The organism is Tardiphaga sp. 172_B4_N1_3 (assembly GCF_052076035.1).
In the GTDB taxonomy this organism is placed as follows: Bacteria; Pseudomonadota; Alphaproteobacteria; order Rhizobiales; family Xanthobacteraceae; genus Tardiphaga; species Tardiphaga robiniae.
Genome location: NZ_CP197238.1, coordinates 1,166,172 through 1,190,357, shown reverse-complemented (window position 1 = coordinate 1,190,357; position 24,186 = coordinate 1,166,172). Strand labels below are relative to the sequence as shown.

General features: G+C 61.0%; 23 protein-coding genes. 6 read left to right on the top strand and 17 right to left on the bottom strand.

Features of this window, described 5'->3' with window-relative positions; all coding sequences use genetic code 11:
- Positions 1-14 precede the first annotated feature (14 nt).
- The 8 genes from eda to AB7783_RS05235 form a co-directional block, all read right to left on the bottom strand.
- The gene (eda, locus tag AB7783_RS05270) at positions 15-677 is read right to left on the bottom strand and encodes a bifunctional 4-hydroxy-2-oxoglutarate aldolase/2-dehydro-3-deoxy-phosphogluconate aldolase (RefSeq protein ID WP_441277034.1); all 663 of its coding nucleotides are present in this window, start codon (positions 675-677) and stop codon (positions 15-17) included.
- A 13-nt stretch (positions 678-690) separates the two neighbouring features.
- Positions 691-1,614, bottom strand: a complete 924-nt coding sequence (locus AB7783_RS05265; protein WP_175367343.1) for a sugar kinase — start codon at positions 1,612-1,614, stop codon at positions 691-693.
- Positions 1,615-1,621: 7 nt separating this feature from the next.
- Positions 1,622-2,608, bottom strand: coding sequence for a D-erythronate dehydrogenase (gene denD / locus AB7783_RS05260; RefSeq protein WP_441277033.1), 987 nt, complete (start codon positions 2,606-2,608; stop codon positions 1,622-1,624).
- A gap of 164 nt (positions 2,609-2,772) precedes the next feature.
- The gene (locus AB7783_RS05255; RefSeq protein ID WP_089267203.1) at positions 2,773-3,690 is read right to left on the bottom strand and encodes a carbohydrate ABC transporter permease; all 918 of its coding nucleotides are present in this window, start codon (positions 3,688-3,690) and stop codon (positions 2,773-2,775) included.
- Positions 3,683-4,642, bottom strand: coding sequence for a carbohydrate ABC transporter permease (locus AB7783_RS05250; RefSeq protein WP_120291092.1), 960 nt, complete (start codon positions 4,640-4,642; stop codon positions 3,683-3,685). Before AB7783_RS05250 ends, AB7783_RS05255 begins: the two co-directional genes overlap by 8 nt.
- Positions 4,643-4,712: 70 nt before the next feature.
- Positions 4,713-5,126, bottom strand: coding sequence for a RidA family protein (locus tag AB7783_RS05245; RefSeq protein ID WP_158596833.1), 414 nt, complete (start codon positions 5,124-5,126; stop codon positions 4,713-4,715).
- Positions 5,127-5,224: 98 nt separating this feature from the next.
- Positions 5,225-6,550 carry an ABC transporter substrate-binding protein gene (locus tag AB7783_RS05240; RefSeq protein WP_175367345.1) on the bottom strand — a complete coding sequence of 442 codons (1,326 nt, stop codon included), beginning with the start codon at positions 6,548-6,550 and terminating at the stop codon, positions 5,225-5,227.
- Between the two features lie 73 nt (positions 6,551-6,623).
- Positions 6,624-7,691 carry an ABC transporter ATP-binding protein gene (locus AB7783_RS05235; protein ID WP_089267200.1) on the bottom strand — a complete coding sequence of 356 codons (1,068 nt, stop codon included), beginning with the start codon at positions 7,689-7,691 and terminating at the stop codon, positions 6,624-6,626.
- Positions 7,692-7,925: 234 nt separating this feature from the next.
- Here AB7783_RS05235 and AB7783_RS05230 point away from each other — a divergent pair, with 234 nt between their 5' ends.
- The 3 genes from AB7783_RS05230 (at position 7,926) to AB7783_RS05220 (ending at position 11,389) form a co-directional block, all read left to right on the top strand.
- Positions 7,926-9,764, top strand: coding sequence for an IlvD/Edd family dehydratase (locus AB7783_RS05230; RefSeq protein WP_439063638.1), 1,839 nt, complete (start codon positions 7,926-7,928; stop codon positions 9,762-9,764).
- A 127-nt stretch (positions 9,765-9,891) separates the two neighbouring features.
- The gene (locus AB7783_RS05225) at positions 9,892-10,626 is read left to right on the top strand and encodes an SDR family oxidoreductase (protein WP_068730627.1); all 735 of its coding nucleotides are present in this window, start codon (positions 9,892-9,894) and stop codon (positions 10,624-10,626) included.
- Between the two features lie 16 nt (positions 10,627-10,642).
- Positions 10,643-11,389 (top strand): SDR family NAD(P)-dependent oxidoreductase, encoded by a 747-nt coding sequence (locus tag AB7783_RS05220; RefSeq protein ID WP_309944422.1) that lies wholly within the window; start codon positions 10,643-10,645, stop codon positions 11,387-11,389.
- A gap of 13 nt (positions 11,390-11,402) precedes the next feature.
- On the opposite strand, the gene AB7783_RS05215 is transcribed toward AB7783_RS05220, so the two are convergent.
- The 6 genes from AB7783_RS05215 to AB7783_RS05190 form a co-directional block, all read right to left on the bottom strand.
- Positions 11,403-12,191 carry an energy transducer TonB family protein gene (locus AB7783_RS05215; protein ID WP_089267197.1) on the bottom strand — a complete coding sequence of 263 codons (789 nt, stop codon included), beginning with the start codon at positions 12,189-12,191 and terminating at the stop codon, positions 11,403-11,405.
- A gap of 15 nt (positions 12,192-12,206) precedes the next feature.
- On the bottom strand, positions 12,207-12,689 hold the full coding sequence (exbD, locus tag AB7783_RS05210; protein ID WP_093758879.1) for a TonB system transport protein ExbD: 483 nt from the start codon (positions 12,687-12,689) through the stop codon (positions 12,207-12,209).
- Positions 12,690-12,691: 2 nt separating this feature from the next.
- The gene (gene exbB / locus AB7783_RS05205) at positions 12,692-13,582 is read right to left on the bottom strand and encodes a tonB-system energizer ExbB (protein WP_441279641.1); all 891 of its coding nucleotides are present in this window, start codon (positions 13,580-13,582) and stop codon (positions 12,692-12,694) included.
- A 41-nt stretch (positions 13,583-13,623) separates the two neighbouring features.
- On the bottom strand, positions 13,624-14,313 hold the full coding sequence (locus AB7783_RS05200; protein WP_441277032.1) for a Fe2+-dependent dioxygenase: 690 nt from the start codon (positions 14,311-14,313) through the stop codon (positions 13,624-13,626).
- 3 nt (positions 14,314-14,316) lie between these two features.
- Entirely contained in the window at positions 14,317-16,764 is a 2,448-nt protein-coding gene (locus AB7783_RS05195) for a TonB-dependent receptor (RefSeq protein ID WP_441277031.1), read from the bottom strand.
- Positions 16,765-16,940: 176 nt separating this feature from the next.
- Positions 16,941-17,180: a hypothetical protein gene (locus AB7783_RS05190; protein ID WP_089267192.1), complete on the bottom strand. Its 240-nt coding sequence runs from the start codon at positions 17,178-17,180 to the stop codon at positions 16,941-16,943.
- 338 nt (positions 17,181-17,518) lie between these two features.
- On the opposite strand from AB7783_RS05190, the gene AB7783_RS05185 reads away from it, so the two are divergent.
- Both AB7783_RS05185 and AB7783_RS05180 read left to right on the top strand, forming a co-directional pair.
- Positions 17,519-18,685, top strand: coding sequence for an efflux RND transporter periplasmic adaptor subunit (locus tag AB7783_RS05185; RefSeq protein ID WP_120291076.1), 1,167 nt, complete (start codon positions 17,519-17,521; stop codon positions 18,683-18,685).
- A 2-nt stretch (positions 18,686-18,687) separates the two neighbouring features.
- A complete protein-coding gene (locus AB7783_RS05180) occupies positions 18,688-21,831 on the top strand; it encodes a multidrug efflux RND transporter permease subunit (RefSeq protein ID WP_231080913.1) in 3,144 nt (1,047 codons plus the stop codon).
- Between the two features lie 12 nt (positions 21,832-21,843).
- On the opposite strand, the gene AB7783_RS05175 is transcribed toward AB7783_RS05180, so the two are convergent.
- Positions 21,844-22,566, bottom strand: coding sequence for a spermidine synthase (locus AB7783_RS05175; protein ID WP_441279640.1), 723 nt, complete (start codon positions 22,564-22,566; stop codon positions 21,844-21,846).
- A gap of 191 nt (positions 22,567-22,757) precedes the next feature.
- Between AB7783_RS05175 and AB7783_RS05170 the strand changes: the two genes are divergently transcribed.
- Entirely contained in the window at positions 22,758-22,955 is a 198-nt protein-coding gene (locus AB7783_RS05170) for a response regulator (RefSeq protein ID WP_441277030.1), read from the top strand.
- Here AB7783_RS05170 and AB7783_RS05165 read toward each other — a convergent pair.
- The gene (locus tag AB7783_RS05165; protein ID WP_068730616.1) at positions 22,931-23,257 is read right to left on the bottom strand and encodes a pilus assembly protein PilZ; all 327 of its coding nucleotides are present in this window, start codon (positions 23,255-23,257) and stop codon (positions 22,931-22,933) included. The two genes, AB7783_RS05170 and AB7783_RS05165, sit on opposite strands and share 25 nt — an antisense overlap.
- 8 nt (positions 23,258-23,265) lie before the next feature.
- Complete coding sequence (locus AB7783_RS05160; RefSeq protein WP_441277029.1) at positions 23,266-24,147, bottom strand: CheR family methyltransferase; 882 nt, start codon at positions 24,145-24,147, stop codon at positions 23,266-23,268.
- Positions 24,148-24,186: the final 39 nt, after the last annotated feature.

Here is a 24,186-nt window from a genome sequence, read left to right as displayed (position 1 = left end):
GTTATAGCCCGGCTTCATGGCGCTTGCAGGCTTTTCATGGTCCGCGCGCACATGGCCGTTATGCCTGCCCAATCGCCAGAACGTATCATTGACGACGGACAGATCCAGGACCCGCCCACCGCCAGAACCATCGGCTCGCTGAGCCAGCTCGCCGCATTGGCCTCGCCGATTCCGCCCGTAGGGCAAAACCTGACATCCGGAAACGGTCCCGCCCAAGCGCGCAGCATCGCGATGCCACCCGCCTGTTCTGCGGGGAAGAATTTCAGAGTTTCAAAGCCGCGCTCGCGCGCCTGCATCAGTTCCGATGCCGTCGCGACGCCCGGCAGGAACGGCAGATCGCTGGACGCTGCGATGTCCAGCAATTCGCGCGTCGCGCCGGGACTGACCGTGAAGCGCGCCCCGATGGCATAGGCCTTCTGGAAATCCGCCGGCGTGAGCACCGTGCCGATGCCGACGATGGCCTCCGGCACTTCGGCGATGACGGCCTTCGCCGCCTCCACCGCGGCATCGGTGCGCAAGGTGATCTCCAGCGTGCGGATACCGCCGGCGACCAGTGCCCGCGCCAGCGGTACGGCGTCGGCAACACGTTCGATCGTGAGCACGGGAACGACGAATGCTGCCTTCAGCAGCTTTCGCAGATGGTCCTGACGTTGACCGATATCGAGAGGCTTGTTCATGCGGATGGTCCTCTCATGAGGGTGTGTCGAACGCGATCATATCGGGCATCGCCTCGCGCGGGATGATCGCGCCGGGATGGCAGACGACCGTGCCGGCGAGATAGTGACCTGCCTGTGCTGCGGCGACAGGCTGAACGCCGCTCAGACGTGCATGCAGATAGGCAGCAGCGAAACTGTCGCCGGCCGCGGTGGTATCGACCACCGCGCCACTGACAGGGCTGGCCTCGACACGCTGCGGCTGGCCGTGATCCCGTATGATGCTCGCGGGGGTATCGAGCTTGAGCACCACTTCATCTGCTCCAACGCGCGACAGTAGCCTTTCCTCGATCTCGCCGGGATAGAGCGGCAACAAGTCCTCGACCGAGGCCAGCACGATGTCGGAGACCGCAAAAGCATCCTGAAACGCGGCGTGCGCCAGATCGAGATCGGGCCACCCCCTCGCGCGGAAATTGGTATCGAAGGCGACGCGGACGCCTGTGCCGCGCGCATGTTGAAGCGCCGCAATCAGGCGGTCACGGCCGGCGATGTCGAACAGCGACAGCGTGATGGCCGAGAGATAGATCAGATCATAGTCCGCAAGTGCTGCCAGAAGCGCATCGGTTTCCGGCAGGCTCATCAAGCCTCGCACAGCCGAGGCATCGCGCCAGTGATAGAAGCGGCGCTCGCCGGCCTCATTGGTCTCGATCATATACAAACCGGGCAGCTTGCCCTTGAGGCGCATCACCCGCTCAGTGCCGATGCCCTCGGCCTGCCAGCCAGCAATCATCTCGTCGCTGAGCGGATCGTCACCGAGCGCGGTGACGTAATCGACCTCCGCGCCAAGCCGGGCGAGGTAGACCGCAGTGTTCAGCGTATCGCCGCCAAAGGACCGCGTCAGGTGCCCACCCGGCATCTGACGCAGCTCGATCATGCATTCGCCGATGCTGGCGATCCGCATGGTGGCCTCAATCGACGAACTTGCCGCCGAGTTCATCCTCGATATGGATGCGGATGATGTCGTCGAAGGTTTTCTCGGCCGTGGTGAAGCCGAGCTTCAGCGCGCGTGCGGTGTCGAAATCACGCGGCCAGCCAGAGACGATGCCGGTGATGACCGGATCGGTTTCGCGCCTGATACGGGCGACGACGTTCTTGCCGGCAACGCGATCCAGTGCGGCGATCTGCTCGCCGACGGTGACCGACATGCCGGGCATGCTGAGATTACGCCGCGGGCCCATCGCCTGAAGATCCATGGTGCCAGCGTGGACAAGGAAGCCCACGGCGGAGCGCGGCGACGCGTGCCAGTGGCGGACATCCTCGGACACCGGCAGGATGGCTTCCTTGCCGGCCAGCGGTTCGCGGATGATGTTGGAGAAGAAACCGGAGGCGGCCTTGTTTGGTGCGCCCGGACGGACGCAGATGGTCGGCAGGCGGATGCCGATGCCGTCCAGGAAGCCCTTGCGGGTGTAGTCAGCGATCAGCATTTCGCAGATCGACTTCTGGGTGCCATAGGAGGTCAGCGGCGTGTGAATGAACTCATCACCGATCTTGTCGGGGAACGGCGCGCCGAACACGGCGATGGACGAGGTGAAGACCAGCCGCGGTTTGTAACCGCCGCCGATGGCGCGGATAGCGTCGATCAGGTAGCGGGTGCCGTCGAGATTGATGCGATACCCCTTGTCGAAATTGGCCTCCGCCTCCCCTGACACGATGGCAGCGAGATGGAAGATCACCTCCGGCTTGTGGGCGACCAGCGGCGCAGCCGTCTTTGGGTCGGCGAAGTCCGACGTCACCAGTTCGATCGGAATCGACGCACCCGCAGGCTTTGCCGGCGCCACCACGTCCTGCAGGGTCATGCGGGTAATGTCGCGATTGCCGAGACGGCCGTCGCGAACCAGTTTCTCTGTGAGCTTGCGGCCAACCATGCCGGCGGCGCCGAGGATGAGGATGTGCAAGGGAAAACTCCTTCTTCTTGTTCTTGGGTTCAACTCTGGCCCTCATGGTGAGGAGGCGCCTCTTTGGCGCCGTCTCGAACCATGAATGAGACTACGGCCATCCTTCGAGACGCGGTCGAAGACGACCGCTCCTCAGCATGAGGGCGGTACATTGGGTAAGCCGCCTACTCCTTCACCGCGCCCGTCATCGCCGACACATAGTGCTCGACGAAGAAAGCATACAGGATCACCAGCGGCAGCGAGCCAACCAGCGCGCCGGCCATCAGCGAGCCCCATTTGTAGATGTCGCCGTCGACGAATTCGTTGACGATGGCCACAGGCACGGTCTTGTTCTGGGTCGATTGCAGGAAGGTCAGCGCATAGATGAACTCGTTCCAGCACAAAGTGAACGAGAAGATGAAGGCCGAGATCAGGCCGGGCACCGCAAGCGGGATGATGATCTTGACCAGGATCTGCCAGCGCGAGGCGCCGTCGATGAGGGCGCATTCCTCGAGCTCAAACGGGATGGTCTTGAAATAGCCCATCAGGAGCCAGGTCGAGAACGGGATCAGCAGCGTCGGATAGACCAGGATCAGCGACAGCGGCGAGTCGAACAGGCCATAGGCCTGGATGACCGAGGCCAGCGGGATGAACAGGATCGACGGCGGCACCAGATAGGCCATGAAGATCAGCGCCCCGACCGTCTCGGCACCACGGAAGCGCAGCCGCACGATGGCATAGGCGGCGAGCACACTGGCAACGATCGACAAAAATGTCGAAGCCGCTGCCACATACATCGTATTCCACAGCCACTGCGGATAGTTGGTTTCGAACAGCAGCTTTTGAATGTGCTTGAAGGTCGGCTTGATCACCCAGAACGGATTGAACCGCTCCATGTCGATCAGTTGCTCGTCGGGTTTGATCGAGGTCAGCGCCATCCAGTAGAACGGGAACAGCAGGATCACCACGATGATGAACAACGGAATGTAGAGCGTGACGATGCGCCTCGGCAGCGACTCCAGATAGGCCATGCCCTCACTGTGATCGTCTTTCTCGACGGTCGGCGCGACGGCAGTACGGTGATCGACGGCGTGATCAGTCATTGTCAGTGCCTTGCTGCCACTTGCGGCGTTGCATGCCGAACCAGGAAATGGCGATGGCTGCCAGGAGGAACGGGATCATGGCGGTGGCGATGGCTGCGCCCTCGCCGAGCCGGCCCGAAAGAATGCCGCGCTGATAGCTCAGCGTCGCCATCAGATGCGTCGCATTCACCGGACCGCCGCGGGTCAGCGCCCAGATCAGCTGGAAGTCGGTAAACGTAAACAGCACCGAGAAGGTCATGACGACTGCGATGATCGGCGTCAGCAGCGGATAGGTGATAAAGCGGAAGCGCTGCCACGACGTGGCACCATCCAGCGTCGCCGCTTCATAGAGCGACGGTGACACCGTCTGCAGGCCCGCCAGCAGCGTAATCGCGACGAACGGCACGCCGCGCCAGATATTGGCGAAGATCACGCTCCCTCGTGCCCAGTTGCTGTCGCCCAGAAAGTTGATGTTGTGGTCGATCAGGCCCATTTTGATCAGCGACCACGAGATGATCGAGAACTGCGAGTCGTAGATCCACCAGAACGCGATGGCCGAGAGCACCGTCGGCACGATGAACGGGATCAGCACCGCGGCGCGGATCAGCGCCTTGAACGGCATGTGGCGGTTGAGCAGCAGCGCCAGATAGAGGCCGACGGCGAATTTGATGGCGCTGGCGACGATCGTATAGAGCAGCGTGTTGAACACCGAGAGCCAGAAGATGCTGTCGTCCTTCAGCCACTCGTAGTTCTCTAGTCCGACAAACACGCCGCCGCGACCGATGCGATCGTCGGTGAAGCTCATCCAGACGCCAAGGAACAGCGGGTAAGCGAGAAACAGCAGCAGGAATGCCGCGGCCGGCAACATGAACCACAATGCGAGCCAGTTGCGGTTGATCCGCAGCCGGTCCCAGGCCGAGGATCTGGGGATCACTTTCCCTGCCCCCGGCATCGATGTCTGGATCGTGGTCATTGCAAGATAGCTCCAGTCGGATGTCGGCTTCGGTCTGATGTCGTGCAGTCAGTCATGCGTCATGATCCGGTTACGGCAGGATCGCTTCGCCCTCGATCTCGACACGTGCGTGCGGATCGATCAGAGCGGAAACCTGAACCAGTGTCATTGCTGGAAAATGCTTACCGAGCGTCGCGCCCCAGGCTTCGCCAATGGCGGCGCCGGACGTCTTGAATGCGTTGATGTCGGTAACATAAGCGCGCAGCATCACGATTTGCTTGGGTTCGCCGCCCGCTGCCTTCAGCACGGTGACGAGATTCTCCATCGCGTAGCGCCACTGCGTCCCGAAGTCGGATCCCGCGGCGACTTCGCCCTGCCCGTTCTGCTTGCCGAGCTGACCGGAGATCCGGACGCTCCGCGTACCGCCGGCCACCACCGCATGCGCAAAACCGCGCGGCCGCGTCCAGCCTTCCGGGAGAACTGTCTTGTAGTCGGTCTCTGGCATTCCCATTCCCATCGTTCAGGCAGCCTTTTGTGAAACGAGATTCACGGCTGCTCCGGAGAGTTGCCGGCGCGGGTCGCTCCGCGCCGGCAAGGTCGTCCTCAGGCGCGGAAGATGCGCTTCGCCGCGCGCTCGGCAGACGACATCGCGGTCTTCACGTCCTCGCGGCCCGTGCAGTAATTGGCGTACATGTCGACGACCACGAAGTCGGCGATCGCCGCCGCCGCATTCTCGCTCATCTGCGCTTCGCCCGCCGGGGTCGTTGCCGTCGAAGCCACGTCGCGATATGGCGTGTTCTTCGGATCGGCGGTCCAGATCGGGTTCTTCTCGAAAGCAAGCTGGAACGGCGACAGATAGCCCTGGGCTGACTCGACCCACGGATTGAACTGCTCGGGCTCCATCATGAAGGCGGTGAACGCCTTGCAGGCCTGCGGGAACTTGGTGAAGGAGAAGATCAGGATCGGGAAACCGAGATGAAGCTCACGCCGCTTGCCGTCCAGACCGACGGGCAAATGCGCGTGGTTCATGTCTTCGGCAATCGCCGGGGCTTCCTTCTTTGCGGTCACATAGACCGAGATGCCGTTGGTCGTCAGATGCAGCTGGCCGGCCAGGAATGCCTTGTTGTTCGACGAGTCGTTCCAGGATGCGGTGCCGGGAATGAAGTTATCGTAGAGCGACTTGACGTATTCCAGGGACTTCGCGGTCTCCGGAGAATTGATCGTGACCTTGTTGTCCTTGTCGATCAGCTTGCCGCCATGGGCCCACAGCGCCCAGTGCACCCAGCCATTGGCATCGCCCGAAGCGTGGCCCAGCGCCATGCCGCCGGGGGTGCCGTTCTTGTTCATGCCCTTGAACAGATCCTGGAAGCCACCGAGATCGTTCGGGAACGTCTTGTGGCCGGCCTTTTCAGCGGCGGCGACGCGATAATTCACCAGACCGCCGGTCGCAGCGACCGGAACGCCGATCCACTTGCCGTTATGCATGCCGTACTGCTTGCCGGACTCGGCCCAGCCGCCGTTCTTCTTGCCGAGATAGTCGGCGACGTCGGAGACGTCCATGCACTTGGTCGGGAACAGGAACGGCAGGGAGTACAGGCCCCAGACCATGTCGAGGCCCTGCCCGGTATTCGCCGCGACCGAAGCCTTTGGCTGAATGTCGTCATAGGATTCGTTGGAGACGGTGATGGTGACGCCGGTCGCCTTCTGGAAGGCGTCGACGATCTTCATGAAGGCCACGTCTTCGGCTTCGACGAAGCGCTTCCAGCGCAGCAGGTTGATCTTGGCGCCAGCTTCCGGCTTCCACTGTGAGGCCTGCGCCCAGGCTTTTGCGTAGCCTAGCAATTGATCCGCGGACATGGTCGCCGCAGCAGCAAGCGTGATCGCGCCGCCCTTGAGCAGAGATCGGCGATCCGGTGTAAATCCAGTCATCTTTCGTCTTCTCCCTGTAATATTGGTTCGTTGATCGACCAATGTTTTGAAATTGATTTGGCGGAAAAGCGCGTCAGTTGACGCGCTTGCCGGTCTCCTTGTCGAACAGATGCGCCGAATTCGCGCGCGGCCTGAGATGGATCTTGTCGCCCGGCGCGACCGGACGACGATCGCGGAAGATCGCGATGATGTCCTGGGTGCCGATGCGCGCAACGACCTGGGTTTCCGACCCCATCGGCTCGACCACCACGACCTCGGCCTCGATGCCGTCATCGGCGAATTCGAGATGCTCGGGACGAATGCCGTAAGTGACAGCCTTGTCGTTCCCTGCCGCAGGCGCTGCCGTGATCGGCAGCTTCGCACCGTTTGCGGTCTCCACCCATGGCTGGCCGCCATTCACCTTCAGCGTGCCTTCGAGAAAATTCATCGCAGGCGACCCGATGAAGCCGGCAACGAACTTGTTCTCGGGGCGATCGTAGAGTTCCAATGGTGCGCCCATCTGCTCGACGATGCCGTCCTGCATCACCACGATCTTGTCGGCCATGGTCATGGCTTCGATCTGGTCATGGGTCACATAAACCGTCGTCGTCTTCAGGCGCTGATGCAGTTCCTTGATCTCGGCGCGCATGGCGACGCGCAGCTTGGCATCGAGATTCGACAGTGGCTCGTCGAACAAAAACACCTGCGGGTCACGCACAATGGCGCGGCCCATGGCCACGCGCTGGCGCTGACCGCCCGACAACTGCCGGGGAAAACGCTCGAGCAATCGCCTCAAATCGAGAATATCGGCGGCGCGATTGACCTTCTGATCGATCTCGCTTTTGTCGGCGCCGCGCAGCTTGAGCGAGAAGCCCATATTCTGGGCAACGGTCATATGCGGATACAGCGCGTAATTCTGGAACACCATGGCGATGTCGCGCTCTTTCGGCTGGACATCATTGACCACGCGGTCGCCGATCGAGATCGTGCCGGAGGTGATCTTCTCCAGGCCCGCCAACATGCGCAGCAATGTGGATTTTCCGCAGCCGGATGGCCCAACCAGAACCACGAACTGGCCATCCTCAATAGGGACCGACACGCCGTGGAGAACCTCAAAACCGCCAAAAGACTTACGAACGTCGTGAATCTGCACGGACGCCATACATTTCCCTCCCAAATGTCCCATTTTAGAGACTGCGTCCTCCGATTGCCGGAGCCGCCTGTTCTTACTTGTCTGACATCCTACCAGATTTTCTGGCGGCGTGTCGTTGGATCATAGTCGTAGAAAAACTTCGCAGATGCAAACGTTGCGAAGCAGCCAGTGGCGTGCAAACATTCGTGACCAATCAAAAGAGACGACGCACCAGAATATAAAGTGTGCGCTGCGGGAGAAATGATGACCAAGTCGACTTCGTCCACGCCGACTGCGGGGACCTCGCCTGCAAAGGCAACCAAGCGCAAACTTCGTTCGAGCGAATGGTTCAACGATCCCCACAATCCCGGAATGACTGCACTCTATCTTGAGCGCTATCTGAACTACGGCCTGACGCGTCACGAATTGCAGTCCGGCAAGCCGATCATCGGCATTGCGCAGACTGGCAACGACCTGTCGCCCTGCAATCGCCATCATCTCGAACTCGCCAAGCGCGTGCGCGAAGGCATTACCGCCGCCGGCGGTCTTGTGATGGAATTCCCGGTACATCCGATTCAGGAGACCGGTAAGCGGCCGACTGCGGCGCTTGATCGCAACCTTGCTTATCTCGGCCTTGTGGAAATCCTGTTCGGTTATCCGCTCGATGGCGTCGTGCTGACAACCGGCTGCGACAAAACCACGCCGGCCTGTTTGATGGCAGCAGCGACAGTCAATCTCCCCGCAATCGTGTTGTCCGGCGGTCCGATGTTGAACGGCTGGCACGAAGGCCAGCGTACCGGCTCCGGCACCGTGGTGTGGAAATCACGTGAACGCCTTGCCGCCGGCGAGATCGGCTACGAAGAATTCATGACGCTGGTCGCGTCCTCGGCGCCGTCGGTCGGCCATTGCAACACCATGGGCACCGCGTCGACGATGAACTCGCTGGCCGAAGCTTTGGGCATGTCACTGCCCGGCTGCGCTGCCATCCCCGCTCCCTATCGCGAGCGCGGCCAGATTGCCTATGAGACGGGCAGCCGTATCGTCGACATGGTGTGGGAGGACCTCAAGCCGTCCGACATCCTGACGCGCAAGGCGTTCGAGAACTGCATCGTGGTCAATTCCGCCATTGGGGGTTCGACCAACGCGCCCATTCATATCAACGCGCTGGCGCGTCATATCGGTGTCGAACTCGATATCGACGACTGGCAGAAATTCGGCCATGACGTACCGCTGCTGGTCAACATGCAGCCGGCCGGTTTCTATCTCGGCGAGGAATATCATCGCGCCGGTGGTGTGCCCTCGGTGGTCCGCGAGCTGATGAAGCACAAGCGCATCCATGAGGATGTGATCACGGTGAACGGCAAGACCATGGGGGAAAATTGCGCCGCCTCGCCCAAACCGGACAACGACGTCATCTGGTCCTATGACAAGCCGCTGGTGGCTGATGCCGGCTTCCTCGTGTTGCGCGGCAATCTGTTTGATTCCGCGATCATGAAGACCTCGGTGATCTCCAAGGAATTCCGCGATCGCTATCTGATCAATCCGAAGGATCCGAACGCATTTGAAGGCCGCGCCATCGTGTTCGAGGGGCCGGAGGATTATCACCATCGCATCGACGATGCCTCGCTCGATATTGACGAGCATTGCATCCTGTTCGTGCGCGGCACCGGCCCGATCGGCTATCCCGGCGGCGCGGAAGTCGTGAACATGCAGCCGCCGGCAGCGCTGATCAAACGCGGCATTCTATCGCTGCCCTGCATCGGCGATGGCCGGCAGTCGGGCACATCCGGCTCGCCGTCGATCCTCAACGCGACGCCTGAAGCGGCAGCCAATGGCGGCCTCGCAATCCTGAAAACGGGCGACAAGGTGCGCATCGATCTCAACAAGGGCTCGGCGAATATCCTGATCTCCGACGAGGAGCTGAAGCGGCGTCGCGCCGAACTGATGGCCAATGGCGGATTCAAATATCCGGCCAACCAGACGCCGTGGCAGGAGCTCTATCGCAACACCGTCGGCCAGCAGGCCACCGGCGCCTGTCTCGAACTGGCGACGCGATATCGCGATATCGCCGGCACGGTCGGGACGGCGCGGCATAATCACTAATCCCTCGGTCGTCATTGCGAGCGCAGCGAAGCAATCCAGTCTTTCTTCTTGGCTTCTGGATTGCTTCGTCGCTTCGCTCCTCGCAATGACGGCGGAGAGTGAATGAAAAATTTCAGGGAGATTTCACATGTCTGACCGCTTGAAAGGCAAACGCGCCTTCGTCACCGCGGGCGCTGTCGGTATCGGCCGCGCCTGTGCACTGGCCTTTGCGCGCGAAGGCGCAACGGTGTTCGCCACCGATATCGACGACAAGGGCGTGGCGCTGCTGACCAAGGATGGTATCGCCGAGACTGCACGGCTCGACGTGCGCGACACGGCTGCCGTCGAAGCGATGGCGAAGAAGGTCGGCGATATCGACATCCTGCTCAACGCCGCCGGCTTCGTGCATCACGGCGCAGCACTGGAATGCTCCGATTCCGACTGGGACTTCTCGTTCGACCTGAACGTCAAATCGATGCACCGGACCATCCGTGCGTTCCTGCCCGGCATGCTCGCGCGCGGCAATGGTGCGATCGTCAACATTTCCTCCGCCGCCGGTGTCTTCAAGGCAGCGCCTAACCGCTACGTCTATGGCGCAACCAAAGCCGCCGTCGCCGCCCTCACCCGTGCTGTGGCCGTCGACTACATCACCAAAGGCATTCGCTGCAATGCGATCTGCCCCGGCACGATCGAAACGCCGTCGATGCTCGACCGCGCCGCAGCCGCAGGCCCGAATGGCCGCGAGCTGTTCGTGAGCCGGCAGCCGATGGGCCGCCTCGGGACCGCCGAGGAAATCGCATCCCTCGCCGTCTATCTCGCCAGCGACGAGAGCGCCTTCACCACCGGCGTCGCACACATCATCGACGGCGGCTGGACGCTGTAACCGAGGACATCGCATCATGAACAAGATCGATCTGAACGGCCGCTACGCCGTGGTCACGGGCGGCGCCCAGGGCTTTGGCCGCGCGATCACCGAACGCTTCGTGGCTTCCGGCGCCAAGGTGGCGATCTGGGATCAGGATATTGACCTGGCCGTAAAAACGGCGAGCGAAATCGGCGACGACGTGATTGCCCTCAAAGTCGACGTCACGGACGTGGCTTCAATTGATGAAGCTCGCGCTGCGACGCTTCAAGAGTTCGGCAAGATCGATATCCTGGTCAACAATGCCGGCATCACTGGATTCAACAAGCCGGTGTGGGAGATCGATTACGACGACTGGCGCAAGGTGATGCGCATCAATCTCGACGGCCCGTTCCTGTGCTGCAAGGCCGTTGTACCGGTGATGCTGAAGCAGAATTACGGCCGTATCGTCAACATCGCCTCGATCGCCGGCAAGGAAGGCAATCCGAATGCCTCGCACTATTCGGCGTCGAAGGCCGGCCTGATCGCGCTGACCAAATCGCTCGGCAAGGAACTCGCCGGCCACGAGATCAACGTCAACGCCATCACGCCTGCTGCCGCGAAGACGGCGATCTTCGACCAGATGACGGAACAGCACATCAACTTCATGCTGTCGAAGATTCCGAAAGGACGTTTCGTACTGGTGCAGGAACTGGCCGCAATGGCTGCGTGGCTGGCCTCGGAAGACTGCGCCTTCTCGACCGGCGCGGTGTTCGATATTTCGGGCGGACGGGCGACCTACTAAGTCGCCCTTCTCCTCAGCCCTTGCCCTTGACGCGGAAGATCACCGGCACGGTGAAGCTCAGGCCGTCGTCGGCGATCAACGGCGGCGGCGCCGGCAGCGGGTCTGAGCGGCGCACCATGGCAACCGCGGCCTCGTCGAATGCGGCGTCGCCAGAGCCCTTCACCACCCGCACAGCCAGGACCTTGCCGACGCGGTCGATCTCGAAATTCACCGTCACTTCGGCGGTCTTCTGCTGGCGCTCCTGCGGATAGCGCTTGTTCTTTTCGAGATAGGCGCTGAGCTGTTTGGACCAGATTGTGGACAGGCGCTTCTTGTCGGTGCCGATGCCGCCCTGCTGCGCCTGTGCTTTCTCGCCAGCCTTGGAGTCATCGAGCTTCTGCTGTGCGGCGGCTTCCGACGCGACGGATTCCTGCGACGCCTGCTGCTGTTTTTGCGCCTTTTCGGGTGTCTCTTCTTCCGGCTTGGTCGCCTTGCTCTCGGTCACGACCTGATCGGGTTCTTCGCTCTCGTGCGGCGTCTCCTTGGGGAGATCGCTCTGCTTCTCGACGGCCTTCTGCTCCTGAACGGCCGGAGATGCGGTCGAGGCCTCCGAATCCGGACCCTGCGGAAGATCGGTTGGCTCGACGTCGGGCGACACCATTTCCATCCCGACTTCGATGGCATTGGCGCCGAGGCCGTCGTCGTCCTCTTCCTGCTGCATCTCGAACACAGCCGCAGCAATGCCGCCGACATGCAGCAGCACGGCGACAAGCGCCGCGATCAGCCACAGTCGCCAGGACGACTTTCTATCGAGCTCGGACATAGCGCTTCCGTAACGTCAGGGCTTCGGCGCGTCAGGTGCAGCGATCGGTGCCGGCGATGCCGCAGCGGCATCCGGAACACCTTCCAGTGCAACAAGCTTGGTCTTCTGATAGCCACCGGCACGCAGCCGTTCCATCACATCGAAGAATTCGCCATAGGGCACCGCGCGATCGACGCGCAGGAAGATGGGACGATCCTTGTTGCCGTCGCCCATCGCATCGAGCTGACGCACCAGATCGACGCGCTTGACCATGTTCTCGCCTATCGCGACAGCGAGATCCGGCTTGATGCTCACATAAGTCGGCTTGTCCGGCTTCTTCTGCGGCGTCACCGTGGAAGACGGGAGATTGATCGGCAGGTCCACCGTCGACAGCGGCGCGGCCACCATGAAGATGATCAGCAGAACCAGAATGACGTCGATGAAGGGCGTGACGTTGATTTCGTGATTCTCACCGAAATCATCATCGTCGTCTGCACCTTCGGAAAGCGACATACCCATGATTATTCAGCCGCTGCGCGTGCGTGTGAACTCGAATGCGTGCGATCAAGATCGCGTGACAGCAGACGACCGGCGGCGCCCTGCGCACGGCCGACGATTTCCATGTAGGCCTTCGTCACGCGCGAGAAGTGATTGTAGATGATGACCGCCGGGATCGCCGCGACGAGGCCGATGGCGGTGGCCAGCAGCGCTTCGGCGATACCGGGCGCGACGACGGCGAGATTCGTGGTCTGCGACTTCGAGATGCCGATGAAGCTGTTCATGATGCCCCACACGGTGCCGAATAGTCCGACAAACGGCGACGTTGCGCCGATGGTCGCGAGGATGCCCATACCGGTGCGCACCTTGCGGCCTTCCGCGCGAACGATTTCGCCGAAGCTCGACGCGGCGCGCTCCTTGATGCCTTCATCGCTCGAAATGCCAGCGGACATCCGCCCTTCCCGCATCGCCGCCGCCAACAGGCGCGACAGGATCGTGCCGCGCTCGCCGAGTGCCATCTGCGCCTCGGACAGCGAACGCGATTCACCGATCTTGCGGAGCGCGGCCTTCAGGCGGCGCATGGCCCAGGTCAGTTCCATCATCTTGAAGATGCCGACCGTCCAGGTGACGACCGATGCGAAAGCCAGACCCACCATCACCGCCTTGACGATGATGTCGGCGCCCATGAACATTTTCCAGGGCGACAGATCGTGCTCACCGGTCGCGACCATCGGCCTGGGCGCGGCCTCCACCACCGGGCTAGCAAGAGCTGTCGAAGCGGTCGGGCTCGCCGCTGGGCTGCTCGGCTGAGCAGTTACCGGGGCCGGCGCCGCAGCGGGAGCTGCCTGAGTAACCACCGGCGCCACGGGCTTTGCAGCCTGCTGCGCAATGATTGGCGAAGCAAACGCGACCATTGCCAGCACAGCCAGCGACTTAAGAACAGTTCTAAACAAGCTTATACCTCGGCCCAGTAGCGGATGAGATTATGATAGATGCCCGTTAATTTGACCGTTTCTGGGTCGTCTCTTCCGAGACGTTCAACTAGGCTCTGAATCGCGCTGTCGAGATCGAAGATCATGCTGCGCGCATGAGCATCACGTATCATGCTCTGTAGCCAGAAAAAAGACGCTACGCGCATACCTGCCCTTAGAGGCGTTACAAGGTGCAAGCTGGAAGCAGGATAAAGTACGAGATGGCCGGCCGGCAGCTTCACCTCGTGTGAGCCGTAATTGTCTTCAATAACAAGCTCACCGCCCTCATATTCTTCGGGCTCGGAGAGGAACAGCGTCACTGACAGGTCGGTGCGGATACGCATGCCCGTGAGATGATCGCCGCGCACTGCATTGTCGACGTGCACGCCGAAGTGATGTCCGTCCGACGAGACGTAACGATTGAACAACGGCGGGAATATCTGCAGCGGGATCGCCGCAGACAGAAACCGCGGGTTCGACGTCAGCGCCGAGATGATGCGATTGCCGAGCGCGCGGGCCACATCGCTGTCCGGCGGCAGTTGCTGATTTCGTTTGACCAGAGCCGATTGCGCACCGGCAGTCGAGCGACCGTCCTCCCAACCGGCCGCATCCATGATGCGGCGGAACTCCGCCACATCACTTTTGCTCAAGACGTCAGGGATGCAGATCAGCATCCCCTAGAACTTCCCACTGAGAACAAGTGTTCCCGACCGCCCTGGCGCCACGAGCACGAATGGTGCCGCACTGTTGTAGAAGCCGTCATAGTAGAGCTTGTTGGTCAGGTTGTTGACGAACAGCTTGAGGGTGATGTTCTGGTCGATCTTCTTCTCGACGAACATGTCGAAGCGCCAGAATTCCGGCAGGACCGTCGTGGTCGTCGTGTAAAGGATGCCACCGGTACGCTGCGACTGATAGGTCGCCTGCCCGCCCAGCTCCCAGCCATAGTCGAATTTGTACTTGGTCATCAGGTTGAACGACTGATGCGCGATGTTGGCGAGATCGCGCCCGATGAAAGCTGGCGTTGCCGAGTTCAGCACCTTTGATTCCATCAGAACCAGACCGCCGAACACGCTCCAGCGATCGGTAATCTTGCCGGCAACGCCGAGATCGATGCCGCGGATTCTGTATGACGCGCCAGCCACGACCTGCGTGGCACCGGCAACGGTCAGCTGCTCACGCGCATTGCTCTTGGTTGTCTCGAACAGAGCGCCGGTCAGCAACAGATGGCGATCGAACAGTTCCCACTTGGTACCGACTTCCGCCGACTTGTTCTTCTCTGGCGCGAATACCTGATTATAGGCGCCCGTGAGATTGAAACCGCCATAGCGTGCGTCGGTCCCGTCCAATTCGGCACCGACCGGATTGGTCGACGTCGCATAGGCCGCATAGACGCTGCCATAGGGTAGCGGCTTCAACGTCAGGCCGACATTCCAGTTTACATTGCCGCTATCGGCCTTCTGCGGGAACGTGGTGGTGGTCGCAAACGGCTTGCCTGCGCTGACGCTGTAGTCGTCATAGCGGATGCCGGTGTTCAGATAGACGAGGTCATTGTAGTTCGCCGTGTTGATGGCGTAGCCCGCATTGGTGTCGACCTTGATGACCGTTGGATTGTTGGCACGCGTGGGCTGCGCGAAAGCCGAATAGGTCAGATTCGGATTGTTGATCGGAACGATCACGGAGCCGATGCTCGTGCTGCCACCCGGCAGCGACTCTGTCGTCAGGCCCGTAAAGGTGTCGATATCGACCTTTTCGCGCGAGATTTCGGCGCCGACGATGGTCGTGTGCCTGATCGGACCGGTGTCGAACTTGAACTTGAAGTCCGACTGGTTGGCGATCGTGTCCGTGGTCTGATAGCGGCTGACGGCGTTGAGCTGCACCAGGCCGAAGCCGCCGGCAGCGTCGGAGACGTAGCCGGGAATGCCGACGCGGGGCGCTTCCGGCAAGGTGCCGACATAGGCCAGAGTCGAGCGTTCCAGCCGCATCTTGTTCGAGAAAGTGACGTCGGGCGTCAGTGCGACTTCGGTGTTCAGCGAGCCGATATCCTGACGGGCATGCTGGAAGTCGCGATTGGCGAAACCATAGTAGTTGTTGCGGTTGGCGATGCCGGTTTCCGTTGATGGCTTGTTGGCCGCGCGGTCCCATGGAATACCGAAATCCGGGATCGAATTGAGGTCGGTGTGAATGTAGTTCGCCGTCACCTTCACGGCATCGACCGGCGTCCACTTGATGGCCGCGAAGCCTCCCCAGCGATCGTCAGTCGTGGTGTTGCGGCCAGCAACATTGGCGTCCTGGAACAGGCCGCCGGCGCGCACCGACACCGTCGGGCTCAGCACCTGATTGGCGTCGATGGTTACGCGCTTGGTGGCATCGGTGCCGAAGATGGTGTCGACATTGGTGAAGTTCTTGTCGCCGGCCTGTTTGGTGACAATGTTGATCGCACCGCCCGCGGTGCCGCGTCCGGCGAATGACGATGCCGGACCGCGCAGGATCTCGACCTGTTCGGTGAAGAAGTTTTCACGAATGCTGACGGCCGGATCGCGGATACCGTCGACGAACACGTCATTGCGGGCATCGAAGCCGCGGATGAAGAAGCGATCGCCGAAAGCGTTGCCGCCCTCACCGGTTCCAAGCGTCACGCCGGCTGTCGAACGGACAGCATCGCGCAGCGACGTCGCGTTCTTGTCCTCGAGAACTTCCCTGGTGAGCACCGTGACGGTGCGCGGCGTATCCAGCAGCTTCTCGGTGAATTTTCCGCCCGCAAGCCGATCACCTTTATAGGGCGCGGCGGGATCAGCAAAAGGATCAGCGGCTAGTCCGCCGGCATTCGGAAACGGCACCGGCGCGACCGGCACCGGTTGAGCCCGGCGGGCGGCGCGGCGGAGCGCGGTGCGCGCGCGAATCTGGTCCGGAGTTGGCTTCGACGCCGCCGGCCGGGGCCGGGCAACCGGGGCATCCACTGTGACCGGCGGAAGGGTGGATTGCTGCGCTTCGGCACCGCTGAACGACGCAACCGCGATAAGACCCGCAACCGCCGTTACTTTTCGGCCAGAATGGGGATCGGCGCCCTCGCCGACACGAACCTCAGAAACAGCACGCAAAGATCGCGGCATTTTCGCCGTACCCATCGAATTCCCCCAAAACTGCGACGCTAGGACGCATCAAGTGCGATAATTTGTCCCATGGACGTAGTCGGCAGGAGAACGGGTGGTCAACGCAATTGGGCGAGAATGCAGGGTTCTTATGTTTGAATATGTCTAGATTGGTCGCGGCAGCTACCTAGAGGTAATATGAAACGGTCACCCTATTCACTGCTGGGCGGCTTCATCAGCGAGAACATCTCGTCGACGGTCTGAAGCGCCGACTGCCTCACCCGATCCGTATTCTCCATGCCGGCGATGTTGATGCCACGCACGACGGCTTTGATCTCGTCCCGATAGTCGGTCAGGAAGCGCAGCGGATCCGGCGAGTCATTGGCGACCCGCGCGATCAATCCGGTAATCAAAATCTGACAGGCGATCATTCGCCCATTCAACTCGTCCATGTCCCGCTCCGGATCGATTACATTTACAAGCCGCAATGTCGGCTTCGACGAGGCTATGGCGGATACGACGCGCAGTTACAACACTAGGCGCTTCTCACTGCGCCGATGGATTGTCCAAGACGCCGCATAAAACGAGGCGCAGTGTCCTGTTGGAACGATGCGAGAAATCACGCGTAAATCATAGTGAACATGAAGATTTGGCAATGAAGCACGCGTTCAAGCGGTCGTGTGTTTACAGCATTTGAGTCGCCACCTAGCTGATCAGGAGCCGCCCAAGCGGGCGCGCATTGGACGCGCATGTCTGCGTCAGTGGCTGCCAAGAGATTGATGAGATCACCATGACAACGCTTACCCGTTTTCGATGGACTGGGCTGATTGTTCTGGCGCTGCTTGCGGCCGGCGGAACTATCGCATGGCAGCATTACGGAGCTACCGGAGCACAGCAGGCGAATGCCGACAAACCGCGCGGCCCTGCCCCCGTCCCGGTGAAAATTGCATCTGTCGAAAAAGCTGATTTCCCCGTTTATCTCGGCGGTCTGGGCACCGTGCAGGGTTTTAATACCGTGGTCGTGCGGACCCGTGTCGATGGTCAGATCGACACGATCGCTTTCACCGAAGGACAGATCGTCAAGGAGGGTGACCTGCTCGCACAGATCGATCCGCGCCCGTTCCAGGCAGCGCTCGATCAGGCCAAGGCCAAGAAAGCGCAGGACGAAGCCAATCTCGCCAATGCCAATCTGGATTTGCAGCGCTTCACCAAACTCGGCGAATTCGCGACACGGCAACAGACAGACACACAACGCTCCACCGTGCAGCAATTGAGCGCGCAGATCGCTGCCGACGATGCCGCGATCTCGAATGCACAGACCCAACTCGCTTACACCACGATCAAGGCGCCGATCTCCGGCCGCGTCGGCTTTCGTCAGGTCGACCAAGGCAACATCGTCAATGCTGCGACCCAGACAGGCATCGTCACCATTGCGCAGATCGAGCCGATCGCCGTGATCTTCACCGCGCCTGAACAGAACCTGATCGACATCAGCCAGTCGCTCGCGGAACATCCGCTCAAGGTGATCGCGCTAACCACCGACGGAAAGCGGACGCTCTCGGAAGGCACGCTCGCGGTCATCAATAATCAGGTGGATACGACCAGCGGCACGATCAGGCTCAAGGCGGTATTCGATAACAAGGACCACGTGCTGTGGCCCGGCCTGTCGGTCTCGACGCGGCTGCTGGTGACCACGTTGAAGGATGCGACCGTCATTCCCGACGATGCCGTTCAGCATGGGGCCGACGGGCTCTATGCCTTTGCGGTCGGGGCAGACAACAAAGCCGAGCTGAAGAAAATCAAGGTCGGCCGTTCCATCGATGGCCGCACCGTGGTCGAGGACGGGCTGAGCGCCGGCGAGCGCGTTATCGTCGCCGGGCAATATAAAGTGCAGCCGGGCGCGCTGGTGGCGACGTCGGTCGCAACATCCGCAGCCACTCCGGCGAAAGGCGAATAGCCATGAACGGAGGAATTTCAGCACCGTTCATTCGCTATCCGATCGCAACATCATTGCTGATGGCCGGCATCCTGTTTGTCGGCCTGGTCTCCTATCCCCAGCTTCCCGTCGCGCCTTTGCCGCAGGTCGACTTCCCGACCATCCAGGTCGCCGCCACCCTGCCCGGCGCCAGCCCCGAGACCATGGCGTCCTCGGTGGCGCAGCCGCTGGAGCGACAGCTCGCGCAGATCCCCGGCGTGGCGCAGATGACCTCGACGAGTTCGCTCGGCACATCTGCAGTCACGATCCAGTTCGATCTCAACCGCTCGATCGACGGCGCCGCCAATGACGTGCAAGCTGCGATCAATGCCGCTGGCGGACAGTTGCCGAAGACGCTTCCGAGCCCGCCCACCTATCGCAAGGTCAACCCGGCCGACTCGCCGATCATGCTGCTGTCGGCGACATCGGACACGCTGCCCATTACGACGGTCAGCGACAGTGTCGATGCGCAACTGGCGCAGCAGATCAGCCAGATCTCCGGTGTCGCCCAGGTTACGATCGGCGGCCAGCAAAAGCCGGCGATCCGCATCCAGATTGATCCTGCCAAGCTGGTGGCCAAGGGGCTGCAGCTCGAAGACATCCGCAGCCAGATCGCGATCACCACTGTCGACAGCCCGAAAGGCAATATCGACGGCGCGACCCGCAGTTACACGATCTACGCCAACGACCAGTTGCCGGAGTCGAAAGACTGGAACGACGTCATCATCGCCTATCGCAATGGTGGTCCGCTGCGGGTCAGGGATATCGGCACGGCGGTGACAGGCCCGGAAGACGCCAAGCAGGCGGCTTGGGCCAATGGCAAGCGCGGCGTGTTTCTGGTGATCTTCAAGCAGCCCGGCGCCAACGTCATCGACACTGTCGACAAGATCAAGGCCGAGCTGCCGCGTCTGGTGGCCGCGATCCCGCCGACCGTGAAGATCGAGGTCCTCAGCGATCGGACGCAGACCATCCGCGCCGCCGTGCAGGATGTCCAGTTCACCCTGCTGCTGACCATCGCGCTCGTCGTAATGGTGATCTTCGTCTTCCTGCGCAGCGTCTGGGCCACCGTCATTCCCAGCGTGACCGTACCGCTCGCATTGCTCGGTGCCTGCGCGCTGATGTGGGTGTTCGGCTATACGCTCGACAACCTATCGCTGATGGCGCTGACCATCTCGGTCGGCTTCGTGGTCGACGACGCCATCGTGATGCTGGAGAACATCACTAGATATATCGAGGAAGGCGAAACACCGATGGCTGCCGCGCTGAAAGGCGCTGGTGAAATCGGCTTCACCATCGTCTCGATATCAGTCTCGCTGGTCGCGGTGCTGATCCCGCTGCTGCTGATGGGTGGCATTATCGGCCGCCTGTTCCGCGAATTCGCAGTCACATTGACCATGACAATCTTCGTCTCGCTGGTGGTGTCGCTGACGCTGACGCCCATGATGGCGTCGCGCTTCCTGCGCGAAGAGAAACACGCCAAGCATGGCCGGCTCTATCAGCTCAGCGAGAACGCCTTCGACGCTCTGCTGCGCGCCTATGAGCGCGGCCTCGACCTCGTGCTGCGCTGGCGCCTGACGACGCTGATGGTGTTCTTCGCCACGCTCGTCCTGTCGGTCTATCTGTTCATGATTATCCCGAAGGGCTTCTTCCCGCAGCAGGACACCGGCCTGATCACCGCTTCCTCCGAAGCGTCGCAGGATATTTCCTTTGCGGACATGAAGATCCACCAGGAAGAACTCGGCAAGATCGTGCAGGCCGATCCCGACGTCGCCAGCGTCGCCATGTCGATCGGCGGCAGCGGCGGCGCGCTCAATACCGGGCGCATGTTCATTACCTTGAAACCGCGGGACGAACGTTCCGCCAATGCGCAACAGATCATCACACGGCTGCGACCGAAGCTGGAGAAGGTTCAGGGCGCACGCCTGTTCATGCAGGCGGCACAGGATATCCGGCTCGGTGGCCGGGCTACCCGCACCCAGTTCGAATACACGCTGCAGGACGCCAATCTGGCCGAACTGAACGAGTGGGCGCCGAAGATTCTGGCCAAGATGCAGACGCTGCCGGGTCTACGCGACGTCGCCACCGACCAGCAGACCAAGGGCACGACGCTGACGCTGACCATCGATCGCGACAACGCTTCGCGCTACGGCATCCAGCCGCAACTGATCGACGACACGCTGTATGACGCGTTCGGCCAGCGTCAGGTCGCCCAGTATTTCACGCAGTTGAACAGCTATCACGTCATTCTCGAGATATTGCCCGAGATGCAGGGCAAGCTCGACTCACTCGACAAGATCTATATCAAGTCGCCGACGACAAGCGACATGGTGCCACTGTCGGCCTTTGCGAAATGGACGACGGTGCCGGTGCGGCCGCTTTCGATCAGCCATCAGGGCCAATTCCCGGCGATCACCATCAGCTTCAATCTGGCGCAGGGCGTTGCCCTCGGACAGGCGACCGATGCCGTACAGGCTGCCATGCAGGATATAGGCGCGCCTTCGACCTTGCGCGGCACCTTCCAGGGCACGGCGCAGGCGTTCCAGCAATCGCTATCGACGGTGCCACTGCTGATCCTCGCAGCACTGGTTGTGGTCTATCTGATCCTCGGCATTCTCTATGAGAGCTACATCCACCCCCTGACAATCCTGTCCACCCTGCCCTCGGCGGGCGTCGGTGCGCTGGCGATTCTGATGGCGTTCGGTTTCGATTTCAGTCTGATCGCGCTGATCGGCATCGTGCTGTTGATCGGCATCGTCAAGAAGAACGGCATCATGCTGGTGGACTTCGCAATTGCTGCCGAGCGCGACGAACATCTTGAACCGGAAGAAGCCATCCGCAAGGCCGCTATCCTGCGTTTCCGCCCGATCATGATGACGACCATGGCGGCGCTGCTTGGCGGCGTGCCGTTGATGCTCGGCACCGGCACCGGTTCGGAAATCCGCCAGCCACTCGGCTACGCGATGGTCGGCGGCCTCATCGTCAGCCAGGCGCTGACGCTGTTCACGACACCAGTGGTCTATGTCTATCTCGACAAGCTTTCCAATATCATGTCGAGCTGGGGACGATCGAAGCGCGACGACGATAACCGGTCGGACAAGCAGATGCTGGCGAAACAGGCCGCCGAATAGCGCAACGGCGCGCTATACAGCTTCTTCGATCCTGGTGCCGACATAGACGGTGTTGGACACTTCCTCGTCTGCGTTCAGATTGTCGAAGGCCACGACATGCGCGGTGACGGCGCCAAAGACACTCTCCATCACGGCCGTGAATGCAGCTTCTGGTGGGTCGTTCGACCACAGCGCAAACACGCCGCCGGGCTTGAGATGCTCCGACAGACGCTGCAGCCCGGCCGCCGTATAGAGCACGGCATGGCTCGGATGCAGCAGGTTGTCCGGCGCATGGTCGATATCGACCAGTATCGCATCGAAGCGATGACCGGGTTCGTCGGGATCGAGATGACCACCCGTCGAGGTCGCCATCTTGAAGAAATCGCCATGGACGAGACGGCAGCGCCCGTCCGCCGACAATTCGCGGCCGATCGGGATCAGGCCGGCCTGATGCCATTCGATCACTTCGGGCAGTGCATCAATGACGACCAGCGAACCGACCTTCTCATGCGCGAGAACGGCCTGCGCAGTGTAGCCCAGACCGAGACCGCCAACGACGACATCCAGCCCGCTGCCGGTTAGTGACGCCAGACCGATATCCGCCAGCGCGATCTCGGCAGCCGTGAATGCGCTCGACATCAGAAATTCGTCGCCGAGCTTGATCTCAAAGATATCGATGTCCGTGCCCGGCTTCCGCCGACGTCGCAGGGTCAGGACACCCATCGGCGTCGGGCGATAATCCAGTTCTTCGAACATCACGCTCATATCCAACCATGTACATGGCGCGTGCAACCCGGCAACAACGAAATGCCCCAAGTGTGCAAATCTGGACAGACACCTCCGGCGAAATGACTAAACACTTGGCGTCGTCGGCGATTCGTCGCGTCACGGTTGCGTGTTGCGTGGAGGGTGACTGCAGGCTCACTCCAGCGCGCGGGGGCGCCGCCGTGAAACGCATTCTGGTCGTCGACGACGACCCACTCGTGTCCATGTCCATTCGGCTGACGCTGGAACGCGAGGGCTTCGAAACCGCCTCGGCCGATGGTGGCGAGATCGGTCTATTCGTGTTGGAAGATACAAGCTTCGATGTGATGATCATCGATATCTTGATGCCGCATGATCAGGCGTCAGCCATATCGCCGTGATCGCTCTTTGCCGGCGATTTCTTCTTGCTACCTTTGGTGTTCAGGAAGCGAATATCGATCTGCGCACCGTTCACCTTGACCAGCTCGCAGCGGCGATAGGCAAGTCCGGTCGATGACAGCAGCAGGAAGAACTCTTTCAGATTGAGGCCCTCGATGGAGGTCTCGAGTATCAACTCGGCGTCGTGACTCGACACAGCCTTCAACACACAACTGCGCCGCCATGTGCCGTCGATGGCCATGATCCAGACATTGTAGCCACGCCCGAAAATGACGCGCCCGTTGGTTGCAACTTCTTCTGCCATGACCGCTCCTACGCTCGCATACTGGCGGGAGACGTCTTCAGTCCGGCACCCATGTCGGGCATGATCGATGGCGACGCCTGCGCGCTCACCGGCAGATACACACCGCGACGATTGGGGCAAACCCGATAGCGGTCGGTGAGACCGACCACGGTCTCGGCTGCGCCCAGAAACAGATAGCCGTCAGCCTCGCTGGCTTTTGCAAGCCTGCCGAAGATGTCGGTCTTGGCGGCCTGATCGAAATAGATCAGCACGTTGCGGCAGAAGATGACGTCGAACTTGCCAAGATGCGCGTAGTCCTGCAGCAGGTTGAACTGCTTGAACTGAACCATCGCGCGGATGTCGGCATTGAGCTGCCACGTCGTGCCGGTCTGCTTGAAGTGTTTCACCAGCAACTGGATCGGCAGGCCGCGCTGCACCTCGAACTGGGTGTAGACGCCAGTGCGTGATTTTTCGAGCACTTCGGGCGAGAGATCCGTGGCCACGATCTCGACGCGCCACCCCGTCAGCGCGGCGCCGAGTTCCTTCATGATCATGGCGAGCGAATATGGTTCCTGCCCGGTCGAGCCAGCCGCGCACCAGATCCGCAGACTGCGCTTGCCAGCGCGCGCCTTGATCAGGTCGGGAATGACCGTGTTCTGAAAATGCTCGAACGGTGTCTTGTCGCGAAAGAAGAAGGTCTCGTTGGTGGTCATGGCTTCGACCACATCCGAGATCATCGGCTCGGAACCGGCTTTCATCTTCTGAACGAGTTCGCTGATCCCGGCGACACCGGCCTTGCGCGCCAGCGGCATCAATCTGCTTTCGAGCAGGTACTTCTTGTCGGCCGATAGCACCAATCCGGAACGATCTTTCAGAATCTTCTGCAAATACTCATAATCGATAGGGGTCATGGTCTCTTTCTAAGACGCAACGCCGGTCCAAATAACTTG

What these genes read in the sequence shown, in the direction of transcription:
- eda (WP_441277034.1), bottom strand. Translation starts at nt 677, where the DNA reads ATGAACAAGCCTCTCGATATCGGTCAACGTCAGGACCATCTGCGAAAG.
- AB7783_RS05265 (WP_175367343.1), bottom strand. Translation starts at nt 1,614, where the DNA reads ATGCGGATCGCCAGCATCGGCGAATGCATGATCGAGCTGCGTCAGATG.
- AB7783_RS05255 (WP_089267203.1), bottom strand. Translation starts at nt 3,690, where the DNA reads ATGACTGATCACGCCGTCGATCACCGTACTGCCGTCGCGCCGACCGTC.
- AB7783_RS05250 (WP_120291092.1), bottom strand. Translation starts at nt 4,642, where the DNA reads ATGACCACGATCCAGACATCGATGCCGGGGGCAGGGAAAGTGATCCCC.
- AB7783_RS05245 (WP_158596833.1), bottom strand. Translation starts at nt 5,126, where the DNA reads ATGCCAGAGACCGACTACAAGACAGTTCTCCCGGAAGGCTGGACGCGG.
- AB7783_RS05240 (WP_175367345.1), bottom strand. Translation starts at nt 6,550, where the DNA reads ATGACTGGATTTACACCGGATCGCCGATCTCTGCTCAAGGGCGGCGCG.
- AB7783_RS05235 (WP_089267200.1), bottom strand. Translation starts at nt 7,691, where the DNA reads ATGGCGTCCGTGCAGATTCACGACGTTCGTAAGTCTTTTGGCGGTTTT.
- AB7783_RS05230 (WP_439063638.1), top strand. Translation starts at nt 7,926, where the DNA reads ATGACCAAGTCGACTTCGTCCACGCCGACTGCGGGGACCTCGCCTGCA.
- AB7783_RS05225 (WP_068730627.1), top strand. Translation starts at nt 9,892, where the DNA reads ATGTCTGACCGCTTGAAAGGCAAACGCGCCTTCGTCACCGCGGGCGCT.
- AB7783_RS05220 (WP_309944422.1), top strand. Translation starts at nt 10,643, where the DNA reads ATGAACAAGATCGATCTGAACGGCCGCTACGCCGTGGTCACGGGCGGC.
- AB7783_RS05215 (WP_089267197.1), bottom strand. Translation starts at nt 12,191, where the DNA reads ATGTCCGAGCTCGATAGAAAGTCGTCCTGGCGACTGTGGCTGATCGCG.
- exbD (WP_093758879.1), bottom strand. Translation starts at nt 12,689, where the DNA reads ATGGGTATGTCGCTTTCCGAAGGTGCAGACGACGATGATGATTTCGGT.
- exbB (WP_441279641.1), bottom strand. Translation starts at nt 13,582, where the DNA reads ATGGTCGCGTTTGCTTCGCCAATCATTGCGCAGCAGGCTGCAAAGCCC.
- AB7783_RS05200 (WP_441277032.1), bottom strand. Translation starts at nt 14,313, where the DNA reads ATGCTGATCTGCATCCCTGACGTCTTGAGCAAAAGTGATGTGGCGGAG.
- AB7783_RS05195 (WP_441277031.1), bottom strand. Translation starts at nt 16,764, where the DNA reads ATGGGTACGGCGAAAATGCCGCGATCTTTGCGTGCTGTTTCTGAGGTT.
- AB7783_RS05190 (WP_089267192.1), bottom strand. Translation starts at nt 17,180, where the DNA reads ATGGACGAGTTGAATGGGCGAATGATCGCCTGTCAGATTTTGATTACC.
- AB7783_RS05185 (WP_120291076.1), top strand. Translation starts at nt 17,519, where the DNA reads ATGACAACGCTTACCCGTTTTCGATGGACTGGGCTGATTGTTCTGGCG.
- AB7783_RS05180 (WP_231080913.1), top strand. Translation starts at nt 18,688, where the DNA reads ATGAACGGAGGAATTTCAGCACCGTTCATTCGCTATCCGATCGCAACA.
- AB7783_RS05175 (WP_441279640.1), bottom strand. Translation starts at nt 22,566, where the DNA reads ATGTTCGAAGAACTGGATTATCGCCCGACGCCGATGGGTGTCCTGACC.
- AB7783_RS05165 (WP_068730616.1), bottom strand. Translation starts at nt 23,257, where the DNA reads ATGGCAGAAGAAGTTGCAACCAACGGGCGCGTCATTTTCGGGCGTGGC.
- AB7783_RS05160 (WP_441277029.1), bottom strand. Translation starts at nt 24,147, where the DNA reads ATGACCCCTATCGATTATGAGTATTTGCAGAAGATTCTGAAAGATCGT.